General features: G+C 69.7%; 19 protein-coding genes. 12 read left to right on the forward strand and 7 right to left on the reverse strand.

Going from position 1 to position 19,694, the window contains the following annotated elements; translation table 11 throughout:
• Position 1: 1 nt before the first annotated feature.
• Positions 2 to 1,171 carry a CaiB/BaiF CoA transferase family protein gene (locus N177_RS03095; RefSeq protein WP_023430769.1) on the reverse strand — a complete coding sequence of 390 codons (1,170 nt, stop codon included), beginning with the start codon at positions 1,169 to 1,171 and terminating at the stop codon, positions 2 to 4.
• 267 nt (positions 1,172 to 1,438) lie between these two features.
• Here N177_RS03095 and N177_RS03100 point away from each other — a divergent pair, with 267 nt between their 5' ends.
• On the forward strand, positions 1,439 to 2,833 hold the full coding sequence (locus N177_RS03100; protein ID WP_023430770.1) for an ethanolamine ammonia-lyase subunit EutB: 1,395 nt from the start codon (positions 1,439 to 1,441) through the stop codon (positions 2,831 to 2,833).
• Entirely contained in the window at positions 2,833 to 3,570 is a 738-nt protein-coding gene (gene eutC, locus N177_RS03105; protein WP_040485034.1) for an ethanolamine ammonia-lyase subunit EutC, read from the forward strand. Before N177_RS03100 ends, eutC begins: the two co-directional genes overlap by 1 nt.
• An 18-nt stretch (positions 3,571 to 3,588) precedes the next feature.
• Here the strand turns inward: eutC and N177_RS03110 are convergent, their stop codons facing one another.
• The 5 genes from N177_RS03110 to N177_RS03130 form a co-directional block, all read right to left on the reverse strand.
• Complete coding sequence (locus N177_RS03110; protein ID WP_023430772.1) at positions 3,589 to 4,287, reverse strand: ABC transporter ATP-binding protein; 699 nt, start codon at positions 4,285 to 4,287, stop codon at positions 3,589 to 3,591.
• A complete protein-coding gene (locus N177_RS03115) occupies positions 4,287 to 5,039 on the reverse strand; it encodes an ABC transporter ATP-binding protein (RefSeq protein ID WP_023430773.1) in 753 nt (250 codons plus the stop codon). The genes N177_RS03110 and N177_RS03115 overlap by 1 nt, the downstream gene beginning before the upstream one ends.
• Complete coding sequence (locus tag N177_RS03120; protein ID WP_023430774.1) at positions 5,036 to 6,028, reverse strand: branched-chain amino acid ABC transporter permease; 993 nt, start codon at positions 6,026 to 6,028, stop codon at positions 5,036 to 5,038. Before N177_RS03120 ends, N177_RS03115 begins: the two co-directional genes overlap by 4 nt.
• Before the next feature lie 8 nt (positions 6,029 to 6,036).
• Positions 6,037 to 6,957, reverse strand: coding sequence for a branched-chain amino acid ABC transporter permease (locus N177_RS03125; protein ID WP_023430775.1), 921 nt, complete (start codon positions 6,955 to 6,957; stop codon positions 6,037 to 6,039).
• Positions 6,958 to 7,031: 74 nt separating this feature from the next.
• A complete protein-coding gene (locus tag N177_RS03130; protein ID WP_023430776.1) occupies positions 7,032 to 8,201 on the reverse strand; it encodes an ABC transporter substrate-binding protein in 1,170 nt (389 codons plus the stop codon).
• A gap of 194 nt (positions 8,202 to 8,395) precedes the next feature.
• Between N177_RS03130 and N177_RS03135 the strand changes: the two genes are divergently transcribed.
• Positions 8,396 to 9,232, forward strand: coding sequence for an alpha/beta hydrolase (locus N177_RS03135; protein WP_023430777.1), 837 nt, complete (start codon positions 8,396 to 8,398; stop codon positions 9,230 to 9,232).
• A gap of 17 nt (positions 9,233 to 9,249) precedes the next feature.
• Here the strand turns inward: N177_RS03135 and N177_RS03140 are convergent, their stop codons facing one another.
• Positions 9,250 to 10,626: an aminotransferase-like domain-containing protein gene (locus N177_RS03140; RefSeq protein ID WP_023430778.1), complete on the reverse strand. Its 1,377-nt coding sequence runs from the start codon at positions 10,624 to 10,626 to the stop codon at positions 9,250 to 9,252.
• Positions 10,627 to 10,907: 281 nt separating this feature from the next.
• On the opposite strand from N177_RS03140, the gene N177_RS03145 reads away from it, so the two are divergent.
• From N177_RS03145 to N177_RS03185, 9 genes are read left to right on the forward strand one after another with little or no spacing between them, the layout of a single operon-like run.
• Positions 10,908 to 11,228, forward strand: a complete 321-nt coding sequence (locus tag N177_RS03145; RefSeq protein ID WP_023430779.1) for an NIPSNAP family protein — start codon at positions 10,908 to 10,910, stop codon at positions 11,226 to 11,228.
• 58 nt (positions 11,229 to 11,286) lie between these two features.
• Positions 11,287 to 12,159: an FAD binding domain-containing protein gene (locus tag N177_RS03150; RefSeq protein WP_023430780.1), complete on the forward strand. Its 873-nt coding sequence runs from the start codon at positions 11,287 to 11,289 to the stop codon at positions 12,157 to 12,159.
• Positions 12,156 to 12,665: a (2Fe-2S)-binding protein gene (locus N177_RS03155; protein WP_023430781.1), complete on the forward strand. Its 510-nt coding sequence runs from the start codon at positions 12,156 to 12,158 to the stop codon at positions 12,663 to 12,665. The genes N177_RS03150 and N177_RS03155 overlap by 4 nt, the downstream gene beginning before the upstream one ends.
• Positions 12,662 to 15,064 carry a xanthine dehydrogenase family protein molybdopterin-binding subunit gene (locus N177_RS03160; protein ID WP_023430782.1) on the forward strand — a complete coding sequence of 801 codons (2,403 nt, stop codon included), beginning with the start codon at positions 12,662 to 12,664 and terminating at the stop codon, positions 15,062 to 15,064. The genes N177_RS03155 and N177_RS03160 overlap by 4 nt, the downstream gene beginning before the upstream one ends.
• Positions 15,061 to 16,041 carry an amidohydrolase family protein gene (locus N177_RS03165; protein ID WP_023430783.1) on the forward strand — a complete coding sequence of 327 codons (981 nt, stop codon included), beginning with the start codon at positions 15,061 to 15,063 and terminating at the stop codon, positions 16,039 to 16,041. The genes N177_RS03160 and N177_RS03165 overlap by 4 nt, the downstream gene beginning before the upstream one ends.
• Before the next feature lie 16 nt (positions 16,042 to 16,057).
• Positions 16,058 to 16,525 carry an SRPBCC family protein gene (locus N177_RS03170; protein WP_023430784.1) on the forward strand — a complete coding sequence of 156 codons (468 nt, stop codon included), beginning with the start codon at positions 16,058 to 16,060 and terminating at the stop codon, positions 16,523 to 16,525.
• A gap of 1 nt (position 16,526) precedes the next feature.
• Positions 16,527 to 17,339 (forward strand): alpha/beta fold hydrolase, encoded by an 813-nt coding sequence (locus N177_RS03175; RefSeq protein ID WP_023430785.1) that lies wholly within the window; start codon positions 16,527 to 16,529, stop codon positions 17,337 to 17,339.
• Complete coding sequence (locus tag N177_RS03180) at positions 17,332 to 17,943, forward strand: UbiX family flavin prenyltransferase (RefSeq protein WP_023430786.1); 612 nt, start codon at positions 17,332 to 17,334, stop codon at positions 17,941 to 17,943. The genes N177_RS03175 and N177_RS03180 overlap by 8 nt, the downstream gene beginning before the upstream one ends.
• Before the next feature lie 30 nt (positions 17,944 to 17,973).
• Positions 17,974 to 19,617 (forward strand): UbiD family decarboxylase, encoded by a 1,644-nt coding sequence (locus N177_RS03185; protein ID WP_023430787.1) that lies wholly within the window; start codon positions 17,974 to 17,976, stop codon positions 19,615 to 19,617.
• Positions 19,618 to 19,694 lie beyond the last annotated feature (77 nt).

Genomic DNA, 19,694 nt, shown 5'->3' on the forward strand with positions numbered 1-19,694 from the left:
GTCAGTCCGTGCAGGTCTCGCCGCTCCCGTCGGCGAGCGCCGACAGAACCTCGCCGGTGTGCTCGCCGAGGCGCGGCGGCGCGACGGGCGGACGCACCGGCGTGTCGGAGAAGCGAAGGGGCGAAGCGACGAGGCGGAGGTGCCCGTGCTTCTCGTCCGGCACCTCGACGACCATGCCGCGCTCGCGCATTTCGGGCGCCGCGAAGACCTCGGCTACGGAGCGCACCTGGCCGGCCGGCACGCCCGCGTCCTTCAGCGCGGCGATCCAGTGCAGCGTGGTCGCGCTCCGGAAGATCTCGGCGAGGACCGGCACGAGGATGTCGCGGTTCAGCACGCGGTCGCGGTTCCGCGCGTAACGCGCGTCCTCTGCGAGGTCCGGCCGGCCGATCACCTTCTCGCAGAGCGTGCGGAACTGGCCGTCATTGCCGACGGCGAGGGCGAAGGCGCCGTCGGCAGTCTCGAAGATCTGGTAGGGCACGATCGTCGGGTGCGCGTTGCCGAAGCGCTTGACGTCCTTGCCCGTGCCGAGATGGCCCGAGGCCTGGTTCGCGAGCACCGCGACCGCGCTGTCGAGGAGCGCGATGTCGAGATGCTGGCCGCGGCCCGTCTTCCCGCGCGCGATGAGCGCGGCGAGGATCGCCTGCGTCGCGTTCATGCCGGTGATGATGTCGGTGATGGCGACACCGACCTTCATCGGCGGCCCGTCGGGCTCGCCGGTGATCGCCATCAGGCCGCTCTCCGCCTGGATCGCGAAGTCGTAGCCGGCTTCCGCCGCACGCGGGCCCGTGCGGCCGTAGCCCGAGATCGAGCAGTAGACGAGACCGGGGTTGAGCTTCGACAGCTCCTCGTAGCCGAAGCCCAAACGGTCGAGCGCGCCGAGCCGGAAGTTCTCCACGAGCACGTCCGCCTCGCGCGCCATCTTCAGGATCGCCACCTTGCCCTTCGCCGACTTGAGGTCGATCGCCACCGACTTCTTCGAGCGGTTGCAGCACATGAAATAGGTCGATTCCCCGTCGATGTCGGGCGGGGTCCAGCTTCGCGTGTCGTCGCCCGAACCCGGCGCCTCGATCTTCCAGACCGCGGCCCCGAGATCGGCGAGCGTCTGGGTGCACCAGGGCCCGGCGAGGACGCGCGAGAGATCGAGAATCTTGATGCCGTCGAGCGGGTACATGGGAATCCTCGGTGCAGCAGAGCGGAGAGGTGCCCCCGTTCCGGCGGGCGGGAGGGCAACCGGCGTTAGCACCGCGCCGCCGACCGCGCAACGCGCCGTCGACCGGCCGATCCCGGCTCACCGGGGCCGAGCGGCTGCAATTGCGCGGCTCGATTTGTCGCGGCCTTGCCTGACCGCTTCGGGCGGGCAATGATGTTGCCTCATCCATGGGCATGGCGACCGATCGAGCAGATGGCGCCATGACCGATCGCGCAGACGAGGCGCCGCATGACCTCCTACAGCGCCGTCGCGGGCGGCCAGACCTTCCGTTTCGAGGACCTGAAGCACCTTCTCGCCGCAGCCTCCCCGCAGCGCTCGGGCGACGCGCTCGCCGGCCTCGCCGCGACGAGCGATGTCGAGCGGGTGGCGGCCCGCTACGCGCTGGCCGACCTGCCGCTGAAGACCTTCCTGAGCGAGGCGGTCGTTCCCTACGAGGACGACGAGGTGACGCGGCTGATCGTCGACCGGCACGACGCCGAGGCGTTCGCCCCGCTCGCCTCGATGACGGTCGGCGACTTCCGCGACTGGCTGCTCGCCAGGGAGACGGACGAGGTGGCGCTCTCGGCCGCGGCGCCGGGCCTGACGCCGGAGATGGCGGCTGCCGTCTCGAAGCTCATGCGCAACCAGGACCTGATCGCGGTGGCGCGGAAGGCCCGTGTCGTCACGGCCTTCCGCGACACGATCGGCCTGCCGGGCCGGCTCGCGACCCGGCTGCAGCCGAACCACCCGACCGACGATCCCAGGGGCATCGGCGTGTCGATCCTCGACGGGCTCCTGAAAGGCGCGGGCGACGCCGTCATTGGCATCAACCCGGCGACCGACAGCATAGAGAACGCCTCGCGGCTCCTGTGGATGCTCGACGAGTTGCGCCAGACCTACGACATCCCGACGCAGAGCTGCGTCCTGACCCACGTTACGAACGCGATCGCCATCATGGAGAACGGCGGTCCAATCGACCTCGTCTTCCAGTCGATCGCCGGCACGCAGAAGGCGAACGCGAGCTTCGGCGTCGACCTCGGCGTGCTGAAGGAGGCGCGCGACGCGGCACTTCAGCTGAAGCGCGGCACGGTCGGGCAGAACGTCATGTATTTCGAGACGGGGCAGGGCGCGGCGCTCTCGGCCGACGCCCATCACGGGATCGACCAGCAGACGGTCGAGGCGCGCGCCTATGCGGTGGCCCGCGAGTTTCAGCCCCTTCTCGTCAACACCGTCGTCGGCTTCATCGGGCCCGAGTATCTCTTCGACGGCAAGGAGATCATCCGCGCCGGCCTCGAGGACCATTTCTGCGGCAAGCTCCTCGGCCTGCCGATGGGCTGCGACGTCTGCTACACGAACCACGCCGAGGCCGACCAGGACGACATGGACACGATGATGACCGTGCTGACGACGGCGGGCGTCACCTTCCTCATCACCGTGCCCGGGGCCGACGACGTCATGCTGAGCTACCAGAGCCTGTCCTTCGAGGACATGCTCTACCTGCGCTCGACCTTCGGCGTGCGGCCGGCGCCGGAATTCGAGCGCTGGCTCGTCGAGATGGAGCTCCTGCACCCCGACGGCAGCCTCGCCGTGCCGGACCTGCGGACGAACAGGCTCGGCCGGCTGGCCGAGCTGGAGCCTCAGTGATGGCGGGCGAGGTCGATGTCTGGTCGAAGCTCCGGGCGCTGACGCCGGCTCGCGTCGCGCTCGACCGTTCCGGCGACGCGCCCTCTTTGCGCTCCGTGCTCGACTTCCAACTCGCCCACGCGCACGCTCGCGACGCGATCCACACCGCCTTCGACGCTGCTGCTATCGCGGAGGCCCTGAAGCCGCGCGAGACGCTTTCTGTCGAGAGCCGCGCCGGCGACCGCGCCACCTACCTGAAGCGTCCGGATCTCGGGCGACGGCTCTCCGAAGCGTCGGCGCCCCGGATCCCCCGCCTCGACTGCGACGTCGCCTTCGTCGTCGCGGACGGGCTGTCGGCGACGGGGGTCGAGAGCCACGCCGCGGCGGTCCTCGACGCGGTCATGCCGCTGATCCCCTCGCTCACCGTCGGCCCGGTCGTGATCGCGAGCCAGGCGCGCGTCGCCATCGCCGACGAGATCGGCGAGCGCATGGGCGCGAGGATCTCCGCCATCCTGATCGGCGAGCGCCCGGGCCTCTCGGTGTCCGACAGCCTCGGCATCTACGTCACGTACGGGCCGCGGATCGGCCGGAGCGATGCCGAGCGCAACTGCATCTCGAACATCCATGGCCATGGCCTCACGCCTCGGCGGGCGGCGGAGACGCTGGCGTGGCTCCTCCACCAGGCGCTCGACCGGGGCCTCAGCGGGGTCCGCCTCAAGGACGAGTCGGGCGGCGGGCCGCGGCTCGTCGGCGGCTGAACGCGGGCGGCATCCGCCTCAGACGTGGAGGTAGCGTTCCTTCACGCCCGGGTCGGCGGCGAGTTCCCTGCTCGTGCCGGTCCAGCGCACGACGCCCTTCTCGATCACCACGTGCCTGTCGGCGAGGGTCATCAGAGCGTCGACATTCTTGTCGATGACGAGGATCGCCTGCCGCTCGGAGCGCAGGGAGGAGAGACAGCGCCAGATCTCCTGGCGCAGGAGAGGGGCGAGCCCTTCCGTCGCCTCGTCGAGGATGAGGAGCTTGGGGTTCGTCATCAGCGCCCGGCCGATCGCCAGCATCTGCTGCTCGCCGCCCGAAAGCTGCGACCCGAGGTTGCGCCGACGCTCCTTGAGGCGCGGAAAGAGCGCGTAGACGGCCTCGAGCGTCCAGCGCGGCGCTCCGAAACGGGCCGCGGCCGTGGCGGTCAGGTTCTCCTCGACGGTGAGCGTCGGGAAGACCTGCCGGCCCTCCGGCACGAGGCCGATCCCGGCGGCCGCGATGGAGTGGGGATCGCGGGCGGTCACGTCCCGCCCCTCGAAGCGCACGCGGCCGCCACGCGGCTTCAGGAGCCCCATGATCGTCGAGACGGTCGTCGTCTTGCCCATGCCGTTGCGGCCGAGGAGGCTCACGACCTCGCCCTCGCCGACGGACAGCGAGACGTCGAACAGAACCTGGCTCTCGCCATAGGAGGCGGCGAGGTGGTCGACCTCGAGCATCAGGCGGCCTCGTCGCCGAGATAGGCCGCGCGCACCTCCGGCGAGGAGCGCACGACGGCCGGATCGCCGGACGCGATGACCCGGCCGTAGGAGAGCACCGTCACCCGGTCGGCAAGCGCGAAGACCGCGTCCATGTCGTGCTCGATGAGGACGATCGCGTAGCGCCCCTTGAGGCTCCTCAGGATCTCGATGACCTTGTTGGATTCCTCGTGGCCCATGCCGGCGAGCGGCTCGTCGAGAAGGAGGAGCCTCGGCTTCGTGGCGAGCGCGATGGCGATCTCGAGGGCGCGCTTTTCGCCGTGCGAGAGCGTGCCGGCCCCGAGGTCGGCGCGCGCGGCGAGCCCGACGAGGTCGAGCAGGCTCGCGGCCTCGTCGTTGAGCGCCTGCTCCCGGGAGGCGATCCCGAAGAAGCGGAAGCTCGAGCCGGAACGGCCCTGGACGGCGAGGGCGACGTTCTCGAGCGCCGTGAAGCCCGGCAGGATGGAGGTGATCTGGAAGGTGCGGGCGATGCCGCGGTGGACGCGGGCGTGCATCGGCAGACCCGTGATGTCCTCGCCGCCGAAGCGCACGGTGCCGCCGTCCGAGGCGAGGAGCCCGGACACCTGGTGGAGCAGCGTCGTCTTGCCGGCGCCGTTCGGGCCGATGATCGCGTGCAACTCGCCCGGCATCACCTGAAGCGACACGTCGTCGGTCACGCGCAGGGCGCCGAAGCTCTTGTTCAGGTTCTCGACGTCGAGGATCGCCTCGCTCATCTCCGCCTCCGCGTCACGGCGCCGAGGATGCCGCGCTCCATGAAGATCGCGACGAGGACGAGGAGCGGCCCGAAGACGATGCGCCAGTGCTCGGTGAAGCCGGCGAGCCATTCCTCGAGGAAGAGGAAGGCCGTCGCCCCGATGATCGCGCCGTGGAGCGTGCCGAGCCCGCCGAGGATCACCATGATCAGGAGCTCGCCCGAGCGCTGCCAGGCCATGTAGGCGGGGCTCACATACTCGGTGTGGTTGGCGAGCAGGAAGCCCGCGAGGCCGCAGATCATGCCCGAGACGACATAGGCGACGAGGCGGAAGCGGAACGGGTCGAAGCCGATCGCCTCCATCCGCACGGCATTCTCCTTCGCCCCGCGCAGGACGCGGCCGAAGCGGGAGACGACGAGGCAGCGGCAGATCGCGTAGCTCAGGATAAGCGCGCCGAGGCAGGCATAGTAGAAGGCGGTGGTATCGCCGAGGACCTTCGAGCCCGCGACCGTCGATCGCGTCCACAGCGTCATGCCGTCGTCGCCGCCATAGGCCGAGAGCGACGTCATCATGAAATAGGCCATCTGCGCGAAGGCCAGCGTGATCATGATGAAGTGCACGCCCTTCGTGCGCAGCGAGATCCAGCCGGTGAGGAACGCGAAGACCGCCGAGGCGAAGAGCGCCACCGGCAGTTGCAGGAACGCGTCGCCGGCCCCGTGCGAGGCGAGGATGCCGACGGCGTAGGCGCCGATGCCGAGGAAGGCTGCGTGGCCGAACGAGACGAGGCCGCCGAAGCCGAGGATCAGGTCGAGCGAGACGGCGGCGATCGCGAAGATCATGATGCGCACGACGATCGACAGGTAGAACGGGTCGAGCCCGGCATGGACGAGGAGCGGCGCCAGCGCGAAGGCGAGGAAGATCGCGGCCGGCACGAGGAGCGCGACCGTGCCGCGCAGGCGCGGCGTCGCCGGGACGTCGCTCGTCGAGGCGCTGGAGACGAGGTCGCTCACCGGCACTCCTATCGCGCGGCCGGGAAGAGGCCGGCGGGCCGGAAGAACAGGACCGCCGCCATCAGCACGTAGATCAGCATCGGCGCGATCGCCCGGCCGGTCTGGCTCGCCTCGGCGGGGGACATCACGAGCCTCAGGAGATCGCCGGAGAACGATCGGCCGAGCGTGTCGACGAGGCCGATCAGGAGCGCCGCCACGAAGGCGCCGCGGATCGAGCCGATCCCGCCGATCACGATCACGACGAAGGCGAGAATGAGGATCTGGTCGCCCATGCCCGGCTCGACCGACAGGATCGGCGCGATCATGATGCCGGCGAAGCCCGCGAGCATCGCGCCGAAGCCGAAGACGAGGGTGAAGAGCCGCCTGATGTCGACGCCCAGCGCAGAGACCATGCGAGGATGCGTCGCGCCGGCCCGCACGAGCATGCCCGCCCGCGTGTGGCTCACGAGGAAATAGAGCAGGACGGCGATCAGCAGTCCCGCGACGATGATCGCGATGCGGTAGACCGGGTAGAGAAGCCCAGGCATCAGGACGATCGAGCCCGACAGGATCTCCGGAACCGGAACGGACAGGGGCGCCGCGCCCCACAGGATGCGCACGGCCTCGTTCAGGAAGAGGATCACGCCGAAGGTCGCGAGAACCTGGGCGAGGTGGTCGCGGCCGTAGAGATGCCGGAAGACGAGGATTTCGAGCAGGAGGCCGAGGAGCAGCGCCGACGGCAGCGCGAGGGCGAGGCCGACGAAGAAGCTGCCCGTCATCGCGGTGAACCACGCCGCGAAATAGGCGCCGACCATGTACTGGACGCCGTGGGCGAGGTTGATGAAGTCCATGACGCCGAACACCAGCGTCAGGCCCGCCGCGATGAGGAAGAGCAGCACCCCGAGTTGCAGGCCGTTCAGCGTCTGAACGAGGACGAGCGTCAGCGACATCGGGCGCCTTCGGGAGGTTCGTTCGTGGTTCGCCCTCCGGCCGGGACCGGAGGGCGAGCGGGAACCGGCGAGCTTTACTCGCCCATCGTGCACTGGTCGGCGTAGTCGTCGACCGCGTCGTCGAACACCTTCTCGACGATGCGCGTCTCGAACTTGCCGTCGTCGCGCTGGGCGACCTGGACGAGGTAGAAGTCCTGCACGGGGAAGTGGTTCTTCCCGAACGAGAAGTCGCCGCGCAGGGAGGTGAACTCCGCCGTCTCGATCGCCTGCCGCAGCGCGTCCTTGTCCTGGAGATCGCCGTCCACGGCCGAGATCGCGGCGTCGAGCAAGAGCACCGTGTCGTAGGCGTGCATGGCGTAGGAGGCCGGCACCGCGTCGTAGGCGCCGATATAGCTCTCCACGAAATCCGCCGACTGCTCCATGTCCGGCGCCCAGTTCGAGCCGCCGTAGAGGCCGACCGCGGCATCCTGCTGCGCGGGAAGGGTCGATTCGTCGACCGTGAAGGCCGAGAGGAACGTGACGCCGTCGGCGAGGCCCGCCTGGCGGAACTGCTTCACGAGGTTCACGCCCATGCCGCCCGGCATGAAGGTGAAGAGCGCCTCGGGCTGAAGCGAGGCGATGCGGGCGAGTTCGGCGGAGAAGTCGAGCTGGCCGAGCGGCGTGTAGATCTCGTCGAGGATCTCGCCCTCGTAGTAGCGCTTGAAGCCGGCGACGGAATCCTTGCCCGCCTGATAGTTCGGCACGAGCAGGACGACGCTCGCGATGCCCGAATCCTGCGCGTACTTGCCGAGCACGGCGTGGTTCTGGTCGTTCTGGTAGGAGGTCGCGAAGAAGTAGGGGCTGCAGCCGGCGCCGGCGAGGTCGGAGGGGCCGGCGTTCGGGCTGACGAGGAAGGTCTCGGCGTCGGTGATCGGCTTGTAGATCGCCTGCGCGATGTTGGAGAAGATCGGCCCCACCACGAAGTCGACGTCCTCGCGCTGGACGAGTTCCTTTGCGCGGTTGACGGCGACGTCGGGCTTCTGCTCGTCGTCCATCACGACCAGTTCGGCGTCGAGCCCCCCGATCTTGTTGCCCATCTCCTTCAGGCCGAGCTCGAAGCCGTTCCTGAGCTGCTGTCCGAGCGCCGCGCCGGGGCCCGAGAGCGTGGTGATGATCCCGATCTTCACGCTCTCCTGGGCGTGCGCCGGGACGGCGATGGCCGCCAGCGCGGTCGCGGCGGCGAGAGTGGTCCTTAGTCCGGGCATCGTTCTGTCCCCCTGCTGCGCCCCTGGGCGTCTTTCTCGTTCCCGTGCCGGGTGCGCGTTCCGCGCGACCCGGCAGCAACTACATTAGTGTCAAGATTTCAAGCTTGAAAGGAAGTCGCTGCGGCTGCGCCGTGGCGCTGCGGACGCGTTTCGCGGCATGAGGTCGATGGCGAGCGGGACGACGAGGAGATCGGATGAGCGAGGCGATCGGGCACGAGGACAGTGTCTACCAGTACATGACGGGCCAGATCCGTCCCCACCACCCGGCCCTGATCGACGACTTCGTCGGGGAGAGCGCCCGTGTGCGGGACGAGCTCCCGGGCCCGCGCGACGTCCGCTACGGCCCGCACCCGCGGCAGGTCTTCGACCTCTTCCCGGCAGGCGAGGGGGCGCCGCTCCTGGCCTTCTTCCACGCCGGCTACTGGCAGTCGCGCGACAAGGATCAGTTCCAGTTCGTCGCGCGCCCGCTCGTCGCGGCCGGGCTGTCGGTCGCCACGGTGAACTACCCTCTCTGCCCCGACGTCACGCTTCCGGAGCTGACGGAAGCCGTGCGCGCCGCCGTCCCGGCTCTTCTGGAAGCCGTGGGGAGCCCCGGCCTCGTCGCGGCGGGTCATTCAGCCGGCGCCCATCTGGCGGTCGAGCTCGCGGCGACGGACTGGCAGGCGAGGGGGTTCGACCGCAACCCGGTGCACGGCGTGCTGGCCCTGAGCGGTGTCTACGACCTCGTGCCGCTCCTCGCCACGCCGCTCAACGACCGCCTGCGGCTCGACGAAGCCGGCGCGACGGCGGCCTCGCCGCTCGATCGGCTGCCGCCGGGCCTGCCGCCGGCGGTCTTCGCCGTGGGCGGGGCCGAGACGAAGGCGTTCCTGTCGCAGAGCGTGCGGATGCACGAGGCCTGGATCGAAGCGGGGGCCGAAAGCCGCTACATGATCGTCCCGGGCGCCGACCACATGAGCCTGCTCAAGCAGTTCGGCCCGCCCGATTCGCTCCTCACCTCGGCGGCCGTGACGCTGGCGGGGCCGAGGGACTGAGCCTGCGGAAGGCCCGCTCAGACCATCGACATCACCTCGACCTCGTCGAGGATCCGCCGGATCGTGCGTAGCGCGCTCTCGAGGTCGGCCTCGCTCTCCGGGCCGCCGAGGCACAGCCGCATGCCGTTGCCCATCGCGTCGAAGGGCTGCAGCGCGCTCGGCGAGACGATCGTCACGCCGGCGTGCGCGGCCTGCGACATCAGGCTCGTCGCCGTGCGGCCCGCCGGCATCTGCATCCACACGTGGAAGGCCGGCACGTCCGACATCACGTCGAGAACGCCGCCGAGAACGGCGCGGGCGAGATCCGTGCGCGCCTGTGCGGCCGCCCGCTTGCGCTCGACCTGCTGCTCGAGCCGTCCGTCGCGGATGAGGCGCGCCACGGCCTCCGCCATGATCGGGCTCGCCATCCACCCCGTGGAGCGGATCGCGTTGACGGAGCGGTCGCGGAAGGCCGGCGGCGCGATCATCGCCCCGATCCGCAGCCCGGGCGCGAGGCACTTGGCGAAGCTCATCACGTAGAAGCTGCGCTCCGGCAGGAACGAGGCGAGCGGCGCGACCGGCTCGCGGCACAGGAAGCCGTAGGCGTCGTCCTCCACGACGAAGGCCTCGTGACGCCGCACGATCTCGGCGATCTCCCGCCGCCGCGCCTCCGGCATCACCGAGCCCGTCGCCGTCTGCAGGGTCGGCGTGCAGTAGAGGACGCGCGCCCCCGTCTCGCGGAAGGCGTCGTCGAGCCGGTCGGGCATCAGCCCGTGTCGGTCCATCGTCACGCCGCGCAGGTTCACGCCCTCGAAGGCCGCGAGCGCCATCATGCCGGAATAGGTGAGGTTCTCGGCGATGACGGGGGTGCCGGGCCGCGCGAGCAACCGGACGGCGATCGAGATCGCGTGCTGCGCCCCGTGCGTGATGAAGACCGACCCCGCGTCGCACTCCATCGCGTGACGCGAGATCCAGTCGGCCACCGCCGCGCGATGCTCGGCGAGGCCCTGGTGGGGCAGGTAGCCGAGGAGGTCGTGCAGGCGCTCCGACCGCGAGACCTCCGAGAGCACCGCGGCGATCATCGCCTCCTCGCCCGTCGGCGGCGGGGCGTTGAGGGCCAGGTTGATGCGCCGGAAGCCGCCCGACGCGGCCTCGGTGACGCCGAGCTCCGGCGTCGGCCGCAGCACGAAGGTGCCCCGCCCGACCTCACCGGAGATCAGGCCGCGCCGCTCCGCCGCCGCATAGGCCTTCGACACGGTGCCCACGCTCAGGCCGAGCTTCGACGCCATCTCGCGATGGGTCGGCAGGCGCTGCCCGGGCGCGACGGCGCCGGTGGCGATATCGTTCTCGAGCGCGGCAACGATCTGAAGGTAGACCGGCCCCTCGCTGAACGGCAGATGGGGAAACCAGCTCATCGACGCTCCTCTCGGCCTTCCTCCCCAGTTATGACAATGTCTCGATTGTCGCAATCCCTTTGTACGGCGACGCATCCATGCCGTTGGAGGTCGTGATCTTGGCCTCGGTGATGATGCAATGGGATCCCTGTCTCCCTCGGAAGTGATGCAATTCGCCGGATACGAGGGCGGTCAGGTCAGGATTGGACCATTTTCAGTGGAACTTTGCTGTTGACCCACCGGATTGTCCGCCGCTATCGTCCCACGCAATCAAGAACCGACACCGACGGGAGGATGTCCGCATGATCTACGAGATGCGGGTCTACGAACATGCCGAGGGACGCGCGGACGCGGTGCGCGACCGGTTCGCCAGCGAGGTCGCCCCGCGCTTTCCCAAGCACAAGATCGACCTCGTGGGCGCCTTTATCGATCGTGACACGCAGCGCCTGACCTACATCACGCGCTTTGCGGACGAGGATGCGCGCAAGGCGGCGTGGGCCTCGTTCGGCGCCGATCCCGAGTGGCAGGCCGTGAAGAAGGCCTCCGAGGCCGACGGGCCGCTCGTGCTGAAGCAGGAGGCCCGCGTCCTGGCGCCGGCCATGCCGGGCCTGCCGATCGGCTGATGCCGGCGCTCCGCGCCTCTTCTTTCGCGCTCCGCTCAACACCCGAGGACGTCGCCCCGTGAAGCCAGCGCCGTTTTCCTACGTCCGACCATCGAGCCTCGACGAGGCCTGCGCCGCGCTCGCCTCCGAAGAGGATGCGCGCGTGCTGGCCGGCGGTCAGACGCTGATGCCGATGCTCGCGATGCGCCTGTCGCGCCCGACTCTACTCGTCGACATCACCCGCATCGCGGAGCTGATCGGCATCGAGGAGCAGGGCTCGTCGATCGTCGTCCGCGCCGCCACCGTGCAGGCCTATGCCCTGCGCTCCGAGCTCATCGCGCGGGAGGTGCCGCTGCTCGCCAAGGCGCTGCCGAATGTCGGCCACCCGCCGACGCGCAATCGCGGCACGGTCGGCGGCTCCGTCGCCCATGGCGACCCTTCCGCCGAGATCTCGCTCGCCGCGACGGTGCTCGAGGCCGGGATCGTGTTCCGCGACGGCGAGGACGAGACGAGTTTTCTCCCCGAGGAGTTCTTCATCGGCCCGACGGTGACGATGGCGCCGATGGGCGGCTGCCTGACCCGCATCGTCTTCCCGAAGAAGCCTTCGGGCCGCGTCGGCACGGGCTTCCACGAGGTCGCCTCCAGGCGCAGCGACTACGCCTTCGCCTCGGCCGCCGCACAGCTCGTCTTCGACGAGGACGGCACGTGCAGCGAGGCCCGGCTCGGCATCGGCAGCGTCGGCGACGTGCCGGTGAAGGTCGACGTCGACGGGCTCGTCGGCGGTGCCGCGGATGATGCCGCCATTCGCGATGTCGTCGCCGAGGCCCTCCGCGACCTCGAGGCCGTCGACGATCTCCATGCCACGGCGAGCTATCGCCGCCGCGCCGCCGCCGCCCTGGCCGAGCGTGCGCTGCGCGAGGCTCGCGACGAAGCCCTGGAAAGCCGCCCATGAAGACCGAACTCACCGTCAACGGCCGCGCTGTCACCGTCGACGTCGAGCCGAGAATGACGCTCCTCGACTGCCTGCGCGACGAACTGGATCTGAAGGGCACGCATGCCGGCTGCGAGCACGGCGTCTGCGGCGCCTGCACGGTCATGGTGGACGGCCGCGCCGTACGCTCCTGCCTCATGCTCGCGGTCCAGGGCGACGGGCTCGACATCCGCACGATCGAAGGGTTCGCGCCGGACGCGGGCGAGCTGAGCGTCGTGCAGGACGCGTTCTGCGAGACGCACGGCCTCCAGTGCGGCTACTGCACGCCCGGCATGATCGTCGCGGCGCACGCTCTCCTCAGCCACAACGACGAGCCGAGCGACGAGGAGATCCGCGACGCGATCTCCGGCAATATCTGCCGCTGCACCGGCTACGGGCAGATCGTCGAGGCGATCCGCCTCGCCGCGGAGCGCATGCGCCAGAGCAACACGCGCGCGTTCGAAGCCGAGGGAGGGGAATCCGCATGACCGAGCAACTGCGCCCCGGCCGCTTCGTCTCGGCGAACCGCCGCGTCCGCGAGGATCGCCGCTTCGTCGCCGGGAAGGGCCGTTTCGTCGCCGATCTCGACATTCCGGGCGTCGCCCACGTCGCGCTCGTGGCCTCGCAGCATCCCGCCGCCTTCATCGAGGAGATCGACGCGAGCGAGGCGCTGGCGATGCCGGGCGTCGTCGGCGTCCTGACGGGCGACGAACTCGCCGCCTCGACCGATCCCCTGATGAACGGGCTCGACACCCCGCATGTGCGCCGCTTCCCGCTCGCGGTGGGCCAGGTGCGCTATGCCGGCGAATGGGTCTGCGCCGTCGTGGCCGAGAGCCGGGCGCTGGCCGAGGACGCCGCGGAGAAGGTGAGGGTCCGCTACACGAAGCTCGGCTTCGTCCTGGACGCCGAGAAGGCGCTCCAGACCGACAGCACGCCGGTCCACCCCGCTCACGGCTCGAATGTGCTGCTCGACAAGACCTTCGTCTGGGGCGAGGTCGAGCGCGATTTCGAGAAGGCGGAGGAGCATCTCTCCTTCCGCGTCACCTGGGGGCGCAACTCGACCGTTCCGATCGAGACCTTCGGGGTGGTCGCCAAGTGGGACCCGTGGGAGCAGGTGCTCGACGTCTGGGCCTCGATCCAGATGCCGAAATATTCCGACCAGATCGCCAGGGCGCTGCGCATCCCCGGCAACGCCGTCCGCGTGCACTACGACGTCGATGTCGGCGGCAGCTACGGCGTGAAGCGCGGCATCAAGCACTCCGTCCTCGTCGCCTATCTCGCCCGCAAGTTCGGCCGGCCGATCAGGCTGATCGAGGACCGCATCGAGAACATGCGGGCAGGCGACGCCCACGGGCCGGAGCGCATCTTCGACGTCGACGTCGCCTTCGACCGTGACGGTCGGGTTCGCTCGATGAAGATGCGCGCGCTCGACAATGCCGGCGCCTATGCGGGCCGCGCGCCCTTCCAGCTCGGCAAGCCGATCGGCGCGATCGTCGGGCCCTATCTCATCGAGAGCGTGCAGTATCACGCGGTCTCCGTGACCACGAACAAGACGGTCGAGGAGGCGGTGCGCGGCTTCGGGCAGTCGCCGACGAACTACGCGATCGAGACGATGATGGACCGGGTCGCGGCCCATCTCGGCATCGACCGGATCGAGATCCGCCGCCGCAACTTCATCCGGCACGAGCAGTTCCCCTACACGATCCCGTCGGGCTCGACCTATGACAGCGGCGACTATCACGTGGTCGTCGACAAGGTGCTCGAGGCGGTCGACCTCCCCGCGCTCGAGGCCGAGCGCGACCGGCTGCGCGCCGAAGGCCTCTGCGCGGGAATCGGCGTCGCCGCCTGCCTCGAACCGTCGGGCGGCAACTCCTCGTTCGAGCCGCTGCTGAACGAGAAGAACCGCACCTCGACCTGGATGGAATCGTGCCGCGTCAATGTCGACGGGCTCGGCTTCGTCACCGCGACCGTGCACACGACCTCGTCGGGACAGGGGCACGAGACGCTCGTCTCGACCGTGGTGGGCGAGGTGCTGGAGATCGATCCCGACAAGATCCGTGTCGTGCGGCCGGATTCGCTCGGCAGCCTGCCCGGCAACTCGCCCGTCGGCAGCCGCATGGCGATCATGCTCGGCGGCGCCGCGGCGAAGGCCGCGGAGGACCTCAAGGGCCAGATCATGCGCATCGCCGCGCATGCGCTGAAGGTCTCGGAGGCGAGCCTCGTCTACCGCGAAGGCACGATCGAGGGGCCGGACGGGCTGAAACTGCAGTGGAGCGATATCGTCGATATCGCCCACAGGCGCTTCCACGACCTGCCGCCCGGCGTCGCCCCCGGCCTGACGGCGACGCACATCCTGCAGGTGCCGACGGGGCGCGAGCTGCCGAAGGAAGGCCGGGCGCAGATGTATCCGTGCCACTCCTTCGAGTTCCACGTTGTGCTCGTCGCCTTCGATCCCGTGCTCGCGAAGCCGGAGATCCGTCGCTACGTCATCGGCCACGACTGCGGCACCGTCATCAACCCGCACATCGTGAAGGGCATGACGCTCGGCGGTATCGCCCACGGCATCGGGGCGGCGCTCCTGGAGGAGTTCGCCTATGACGAGGGCGGGCAGCTGATGACGCAGAGCTTCCTCGACTACCTCATGCCCTCGTCGCACGAGGTGCCCGCCGTCGAGATCGTGAAGCACGTCACGCCGTCGCCCTACACGGTGTTCGGCCAGAAGGGCTCGGGCGAGAGCGGCTATCTCGGCGCCCCGGCAGCGATCTCCGGCGCGATGCACGACGCCGTGCGCGCCTGGGGCATCACCTTCGACAAGCTGCCGATCCGCATGAGCACGGTGAGCGACAAGATCGCCGCCGCTCGGGAACACGACAGGAAGACCGCATGATCATCGACTGCCACGCCCATCTCGTCCCGCCGTCTCTCCTTCAGGCGCTGCGCGACCGCGCTGGTGACTTCCCCTCCGTGAGGATGAAGGACGAGGGCGACAGCCTGTCCTTCGCCTTCGCCGGCAACAAGCCGACGCGGCCGGTCGCGAAGGGGCTGACGGATGTCGGCAAGCGCCTGTCGTGGATGGACGAGAACGGCATCGACCGACAGGTCGTCGGCGGCTGGCTCGACATGATGGGCAACGAGCTGCCGGCGGAAGAGGGCGCGGCCTGGAACCGCGTCACCAACGAGCACCTGTGGCAGGCCGGCCAGGAGAGCGGCGGCCGCATCGTCCCGCTCGCCACCGTTCCGCTGCAGGACGGAAGGCTGGCGGCCGAGGTGCTGCGCGAGGCCCACGCGACGGGCTTCCGCGGCGCGATGATCGGCACCCAGCCGAACGGCCGCGGCGGCGTGCTCGACGATCCCGCCCTCGAGCCGTTCTGGCAGGCGGCGCACGAGCTCGGCTCGGCGATCTTCATCCATCCCGTCTTCGACGCCGGCGACGACCGCGTGAACGACTACGGCATGGCGAACGCGGTCGGCCGCATCACGGACTCGCTCATCTCGGTCGTGCGCATCATCTATTCCGGCCACGTCGAGAGATATTCGGGCGCGAAGATCGTGATCGGCATCGGCGGCGCGGCGCTGCCCTACGTGGTCGGCCGGCTGCGCCGGAACTACAGCCTCCACACCGACACGCTCGCCGATCCGGACAAGGCGCTGTCGCTCCTCTGGTACGACACGCTGCTGCACGATGCCGGCGCGCTCCAGATGCTCCTGAATACGGTCGGCCACGAGCGCGTCATGCTCGGCTCCGACATGCCGTTCCCGATCGGCGACCCGAAGCCGCGCGAGATCCTCGACCAGGCGGGTGTCTCCGGCGAGGTTCGCGACGTGATCGAGAGCGGCGCCGCGCAGCGCCTCCTGGGGCTCTGAGGGAAGGAGAGCAGAGATGAAGCTCGACATCAGGGGCGAGGAAGAGATCGCCGCCACGCAGGCTGAGCTCTGGGACGCGCTGAACGATCCGGAGGTGCTGACGAAGTGCATCCCCGGTTGCAGGTCGATGACCGAACTCGACCCCGACCACTACAAGGTGGAGATGCAGCTCAAGGTCGCCGCCGTCGGCGGCTCGTTCGAGGGCGAGATCGCCCTGAAGGACAAGGAGCCGCCGACGACCTGCCGCATCACCGTGTCGGGCGCGGGCTCGCTCGGCACCGGCACGGGCGAGGCGCAGTTCACCCTCGTGCCGAAGGACGAGGCGACGACGACGCTGCAATATGCCGGAGAGGGCGAGGTCGGCGGGCTGGTGGCCGGCGTCGGCCAGCGCATCCTCGGCAGCGTGTCGAAGCACCTCATCAAGCAGTTCTTCACGGCCCTGCGGAAGCACTTCGCCGAGAAGACCGAGACGGCGGGGGCCTGACATGGACGGCGTGGCAGCGGCGCAGGACCGTTTCGTAAAGACCCCGGCCGGCGGCCGCATCCGGTTCGTCACGTCGGGCGAGGGGGCCGGCGTCCCCGTCGTCTTCCTGAACTCGCTGGCGGCCGACCTGTCGATGTGGGACGGCGTCGTCGCGCGGCTCGGCGATCGACGCACGTTGCGGCTCGACGCGCGGGGCCACGGCCGCTCGGACGTCGTCGAGGGCACGAGCACGATCGCCGATCTCGGCCGCGACGCGCTGGCAGTGATGGACGCGGCCGGCATCGAGCGCGCCGTCATCTGCGGCCTGTCGCTCGGGGGACTGACGGCGATGTGGATCGCCGGCCATGCGCCGGAGCGGGTCGCGGGGCTCGTGCTCGCGAACACGGCGGTGAACTTCCCGCCGGCGCAGATGTGGCACGATCGCGCCGCCGCTGCGCGGGAGCAGGGCTTCGAGCCGCTCGTGCAGCCGACGCTCGAGCGCTGGCTCACGGAGGAGTTCCGCGCGCGGCATCCGGAGGCCGCGGAGGCGGTCCGCGCGATGATCGCTTCGACGCCCGCCGAGGGCTATGCCGCCGCGTGCGGCGTGCTCGCGGAGGCCGACACGACGGAGGAGCTGTCGGGCTACGATGGCCCGGTGCTCGTCATGACGGGCGACCGGGACCAGTCGACTCCGGCCGCGCGCGCCGAGGAGATGAAGGCGCTGAACGAGGGCGCCGAGCTCCTGATTCTCAAGGGCGCCCATCTCTCCTCCGTCGAGGCGGCGGACGCGTTCGCGGCGCAGCTCATGGGCTTCTGCGAGAGGATCGATGGCTGAGCCGAAGCGCGTCATCGTCGGCATCACGGGCGCCTCGGGCACGATCCTCGGCGTCAGGCTGCTCGAGCTTCTACGCCCGATCGACGGCGTCGAGACGCATCTCGTGATGTCGCCGGCGGCCGTCCGCACCCTCGGCATCGAGACGGATTATTCGCTCGACCAGGTCCGGGCGCTCGCCGACGTGACGCACTCCTTCCGCGACATCGGCGCGAGCGTGGCGTCGGGCTCGTTCAGGAGCGAGGGCATGATCGTCGCGCCCTGCTCCGTCCGCACGCTGAGCTCGGTCGCCACCTGCATGAGCAACGACCTGATCGCGCGCACCGCCGACGTGTGCCTGAAGGAGCGGCGGCGCCTCGTCCTCCTGTTCCGCGAGACGCCCCTGCACGCGGGCCACATCGCGGCGATGGACCAGGCGACCCGCAACGGCGCCATCGTGATGCCGGCCGTGATCGGCCTCTACTACAAGCCGCAGAGCGTGATGGAGATCGTCGACCATCTCTGCGGCCGCGCGCTCGACCTCCTCGGCATCGACGCGGGCGTCGTGCGCCGCTGGCAGGGAACGGGCCAGAACGAGAAGAACGGGGAGGAGCCGGGCGACCTCTGAGACCGCCCGGCCGAACCAGGAGAGAATGGCATGAACGACCGCGCCACCACCACCTACCGCGACCTGCACGATCACATCGCCGAGCTCGAGCGCCGCGACCTCCTCGTGCGCGTCGACCGCGAGATCGACAAGGACGCGGAGATGCACCCGCTGGTGCGCTGGCAGTTCGTCGGCGGCCTGAAGGAGGAGGAGCGGAAGGCCTTCCTCTTCACGAACATCCGCGACGGCAAGGGCCGCAAGTACGACATCCCCGTCATCGTCGGCGGCCTCGCCGCGAACAAGGCGATCTACGCGACCGGCATGGGCTGCGACGTCTCCGAGATCCAGGCGAAGTGGGACCAGGCGATCGCCCACCCGATCCCGCCGCGCGAGGTCGAGGCGGCGCCCTGCCACGAGATCGTCGAGACCGGCGAGATCCTGTCCCGCGAAGGCCACGGCATCGACATCCTGCCGATCCCCGTCTCGACGCCGGGCTTCGACAGCGCGCCCACGCTGTCCGCGACGAACGTCATCACGAAGGATCCCGAGTCGGGCATCCAGAACATGGGCACCTATCGCTGCGCGCTGAAGGCGCCCGATCGCCTCGCGGTGCGCATGGCGACCCGCGTCGGCGGCGCCGGCGGCTACCAGCACTACCTCAAGCACCAGGCACGCGGCGACGGCGAGATGCCGGTGGCGATCGTGCTCGGCTGCCCGCCCTACGTCGCCTTCATGGGGCCGCAGAAGCTGCCGCTCGACCTCGACGAGTTCGACGTCGCGGGCGGGCTCGCCGGCGCGCCGATCAACGTCGTGAAGGCGAAGACGGTCGACCTGATGGTGCCGGCCGAAGCCGAGATCGTCATCGAGGGCTATATCGACACGACGAAGGTCGAGCCCGAGGGGCCGTTCGGCGAGAGCCACGGCCACGTCGCCCTCGAGGAGTACAACATGCCGATGCGCGTGACGGCGGTGACGCGCCGGCGCGACGCAGTCGTCCCCTCCTATATCAGCCAGGTCGCTCCGTCGGAATCGAGCGTCATCAAGCGCGTCGCCTACGAGCCGCTGTTCCTGCGCCACCTGCGCGACACGATGTCGATCAAGGGCGTGAAGAAGGTCTCGCTGCACGAGCCGCTGACCGGCCTCCTGCGCGTGACGGTGGTGACGGTCGCCGACGGGACGCCGCCGACGGAGATCTGGCGCGCCCTCTACGGCGCAGCCTTCTTCAAGGGCGACTGCGGCAAGATCTGCATCGCGGTCAACGACGACATCGACGTCGACAGCCCGGACGCGATCCTCTGGGCGATGGCCTACCGGACGAACCCGATCAAGGACATGCAGACCCTGCCGCACCGCGGGCAGGGCCACGGGCCGAAGCGCGAGCACAAGGGCGAGGAGGATTCGACGCTGCTCGTCGACGCCACGATGAAGTCGCCCATGCCGCCACTGGCACTCCCGACGCAGGAGTACATGGAGCGCGCGAAGGGCATCTGGGAGGAGATGGGCCTGCCCCGTCTCGTGCCGCAGTCGCCCTGGCACGGCTACTCGCTCGGCGCCTGGCACCCCTATTGGGACGCCTCCGCCGCCCGCGCGGCCGCCGGCGACTATCTCGAGAACGGACGGATCAGCCTCGGCCAGCAGCAGCCGGGACTGAAGCCCGAATCCCGGTTCAACCCGGAGACGGGCGAACCGGAGTGAGCCGCCAGCCGCGGCCGGCGAGCGTGCCGGGGCGGCGACGGAGAGGCCGCCTGGCAGGGCGGCGTACGAAGAACAAG

Origin of the sequence: Lutibaculum baratangense AMV1 (assembly GCF_000496075.1) — a bacterium.
In the GTDB taxonomy this organism is placed as follows: domain Bacteria; phylum Pseudomonadota; class Alphaproteobacteria; order Rhizobiales; family Tepidamorphaceae; genus Lutibaculum; species Lutibaculum baratangense.

Excerpts from the sequence above, each read along its gene's own strand:
- N177_RS03145 (WP_023430779.1), top strand. The coding sequence starts at position 10,908 with ATGATCTACGAGATGCGGGTCTACGAACATGCCGAGGGACGCGCGGAC.
- N177_RS03115 (WP_023430773.1), bottom strand. The coding sequence starts at position 5,039 with ATGAGCGAGGCGATCCTCGACGTCGAGAACCTGAACAAGAGCTTCGGC.
- N177_RS03180 (WP_023430786.1), top strand. The coding sequence starts at position 17,332 with ATGGCTGAGCCGAAGCGCGTCATCGTCGGCATCACGGGCGCCTCGGGC.
- N177_RS03110 (WP_023430772.1), bottom strand. The coding sequence starts at position 4,287 with ATGCTCGAGGTCGACCACCTCGCCGCCTCCTATGGCGAGAGCCAGGTT.
- eutC (WP_040485034.1), top strand. The coding sequence starts at position 2,833 with ATGGCGGGCGAGGTCGATGTCTGGTCGAAGCTCCGGGCGCTGACGCCG.
- N177_RS03155 (WP_023430781.1), top strand. The coding sequence starts at position 12,156 with ATGAAGACCGAACTCACCGTCAACGGCCGCGCTGTCACCGTCGACGTC.
- N177_RS03175 (WP_023430785.1), top strand. The coding sequence starts at position 16,527 with ATGGACGGCGTGGCAGCGGCGCAGGACCGTTTCGTAAAGACCCCGGCC.
- N177_RS03160 (WP_023430782.1), top strand. The coding sequence starts at position 12,662 with ATGACCGAGCAACTGCGCCCCGGCCGCTTCGTCTCGGCGAACCGCCGC.
- N177_RS03130 (WP_023430776.1), bottom strand. The coding sequence starts at position 8,201 with ATGCCCGGACTAAGGACCACTCTCGCCGCCGCGACCGCGCTGGCGGCC.
- N177_RS03135 (WP_023430777.1), top strand. The coding sequence starts at position 8,396 with ATGAGCGAGGCGATCGGGCACGAGGACAGTGTCTACCAGTACATGACG.
- N177_RS03170 (WP_023430784.1), top strand. The coding sequence starts at position 16,058 with ATGAAGCTCGACATCAGGGGCGAGGAAGAGATCGCCGCCACGCAGGCT.
- N177_RS03140 (WP_023430778.1), bottom strand. The coding sequence starts at position 10,626 with ATGAGCTGGTTTCCCCATCTGCCGTTCAGCGAGGGGCCGGTCTACCTT.
- N177_RS03185 (WP_023430787.1), top strand. The coding sequence starts at position 17,974 with ATGAACGACCGCGCCACCACCACCTACCGCGACCTGCACGATCACATC.
- N177_RS03125 (WP_023430775.1), bottom strand. The coding sequence starts at position 6,957 with ATGTCGCTGACGCTCGTCCTCGTTCAGACGCTGAACGGCCTGCAACTC.
- N177_RS03100 (WP_023430770.1), top strand. The coding sequence starts at position 1,439 with ATGACCTCCTACAGCGCCGTCGCGGGCGGCCAGACCTTCCGTTTCGAG.
- N177_RS03165 (WP_023430783.1), top strand. The coding sequence starts at position 15,061 with ATGATCATCGACTGCCACGCCCATCTCGTCCCGCCGTCTCTCCTTCAG.
- N177_RS03095 (WP_023430769.1), bottom strand. The coding sequence starts at position 1,171 with ATGTACCCGCTCGACGGCATCAAGATTCTCGATCTCTCGCGCGTCCTC.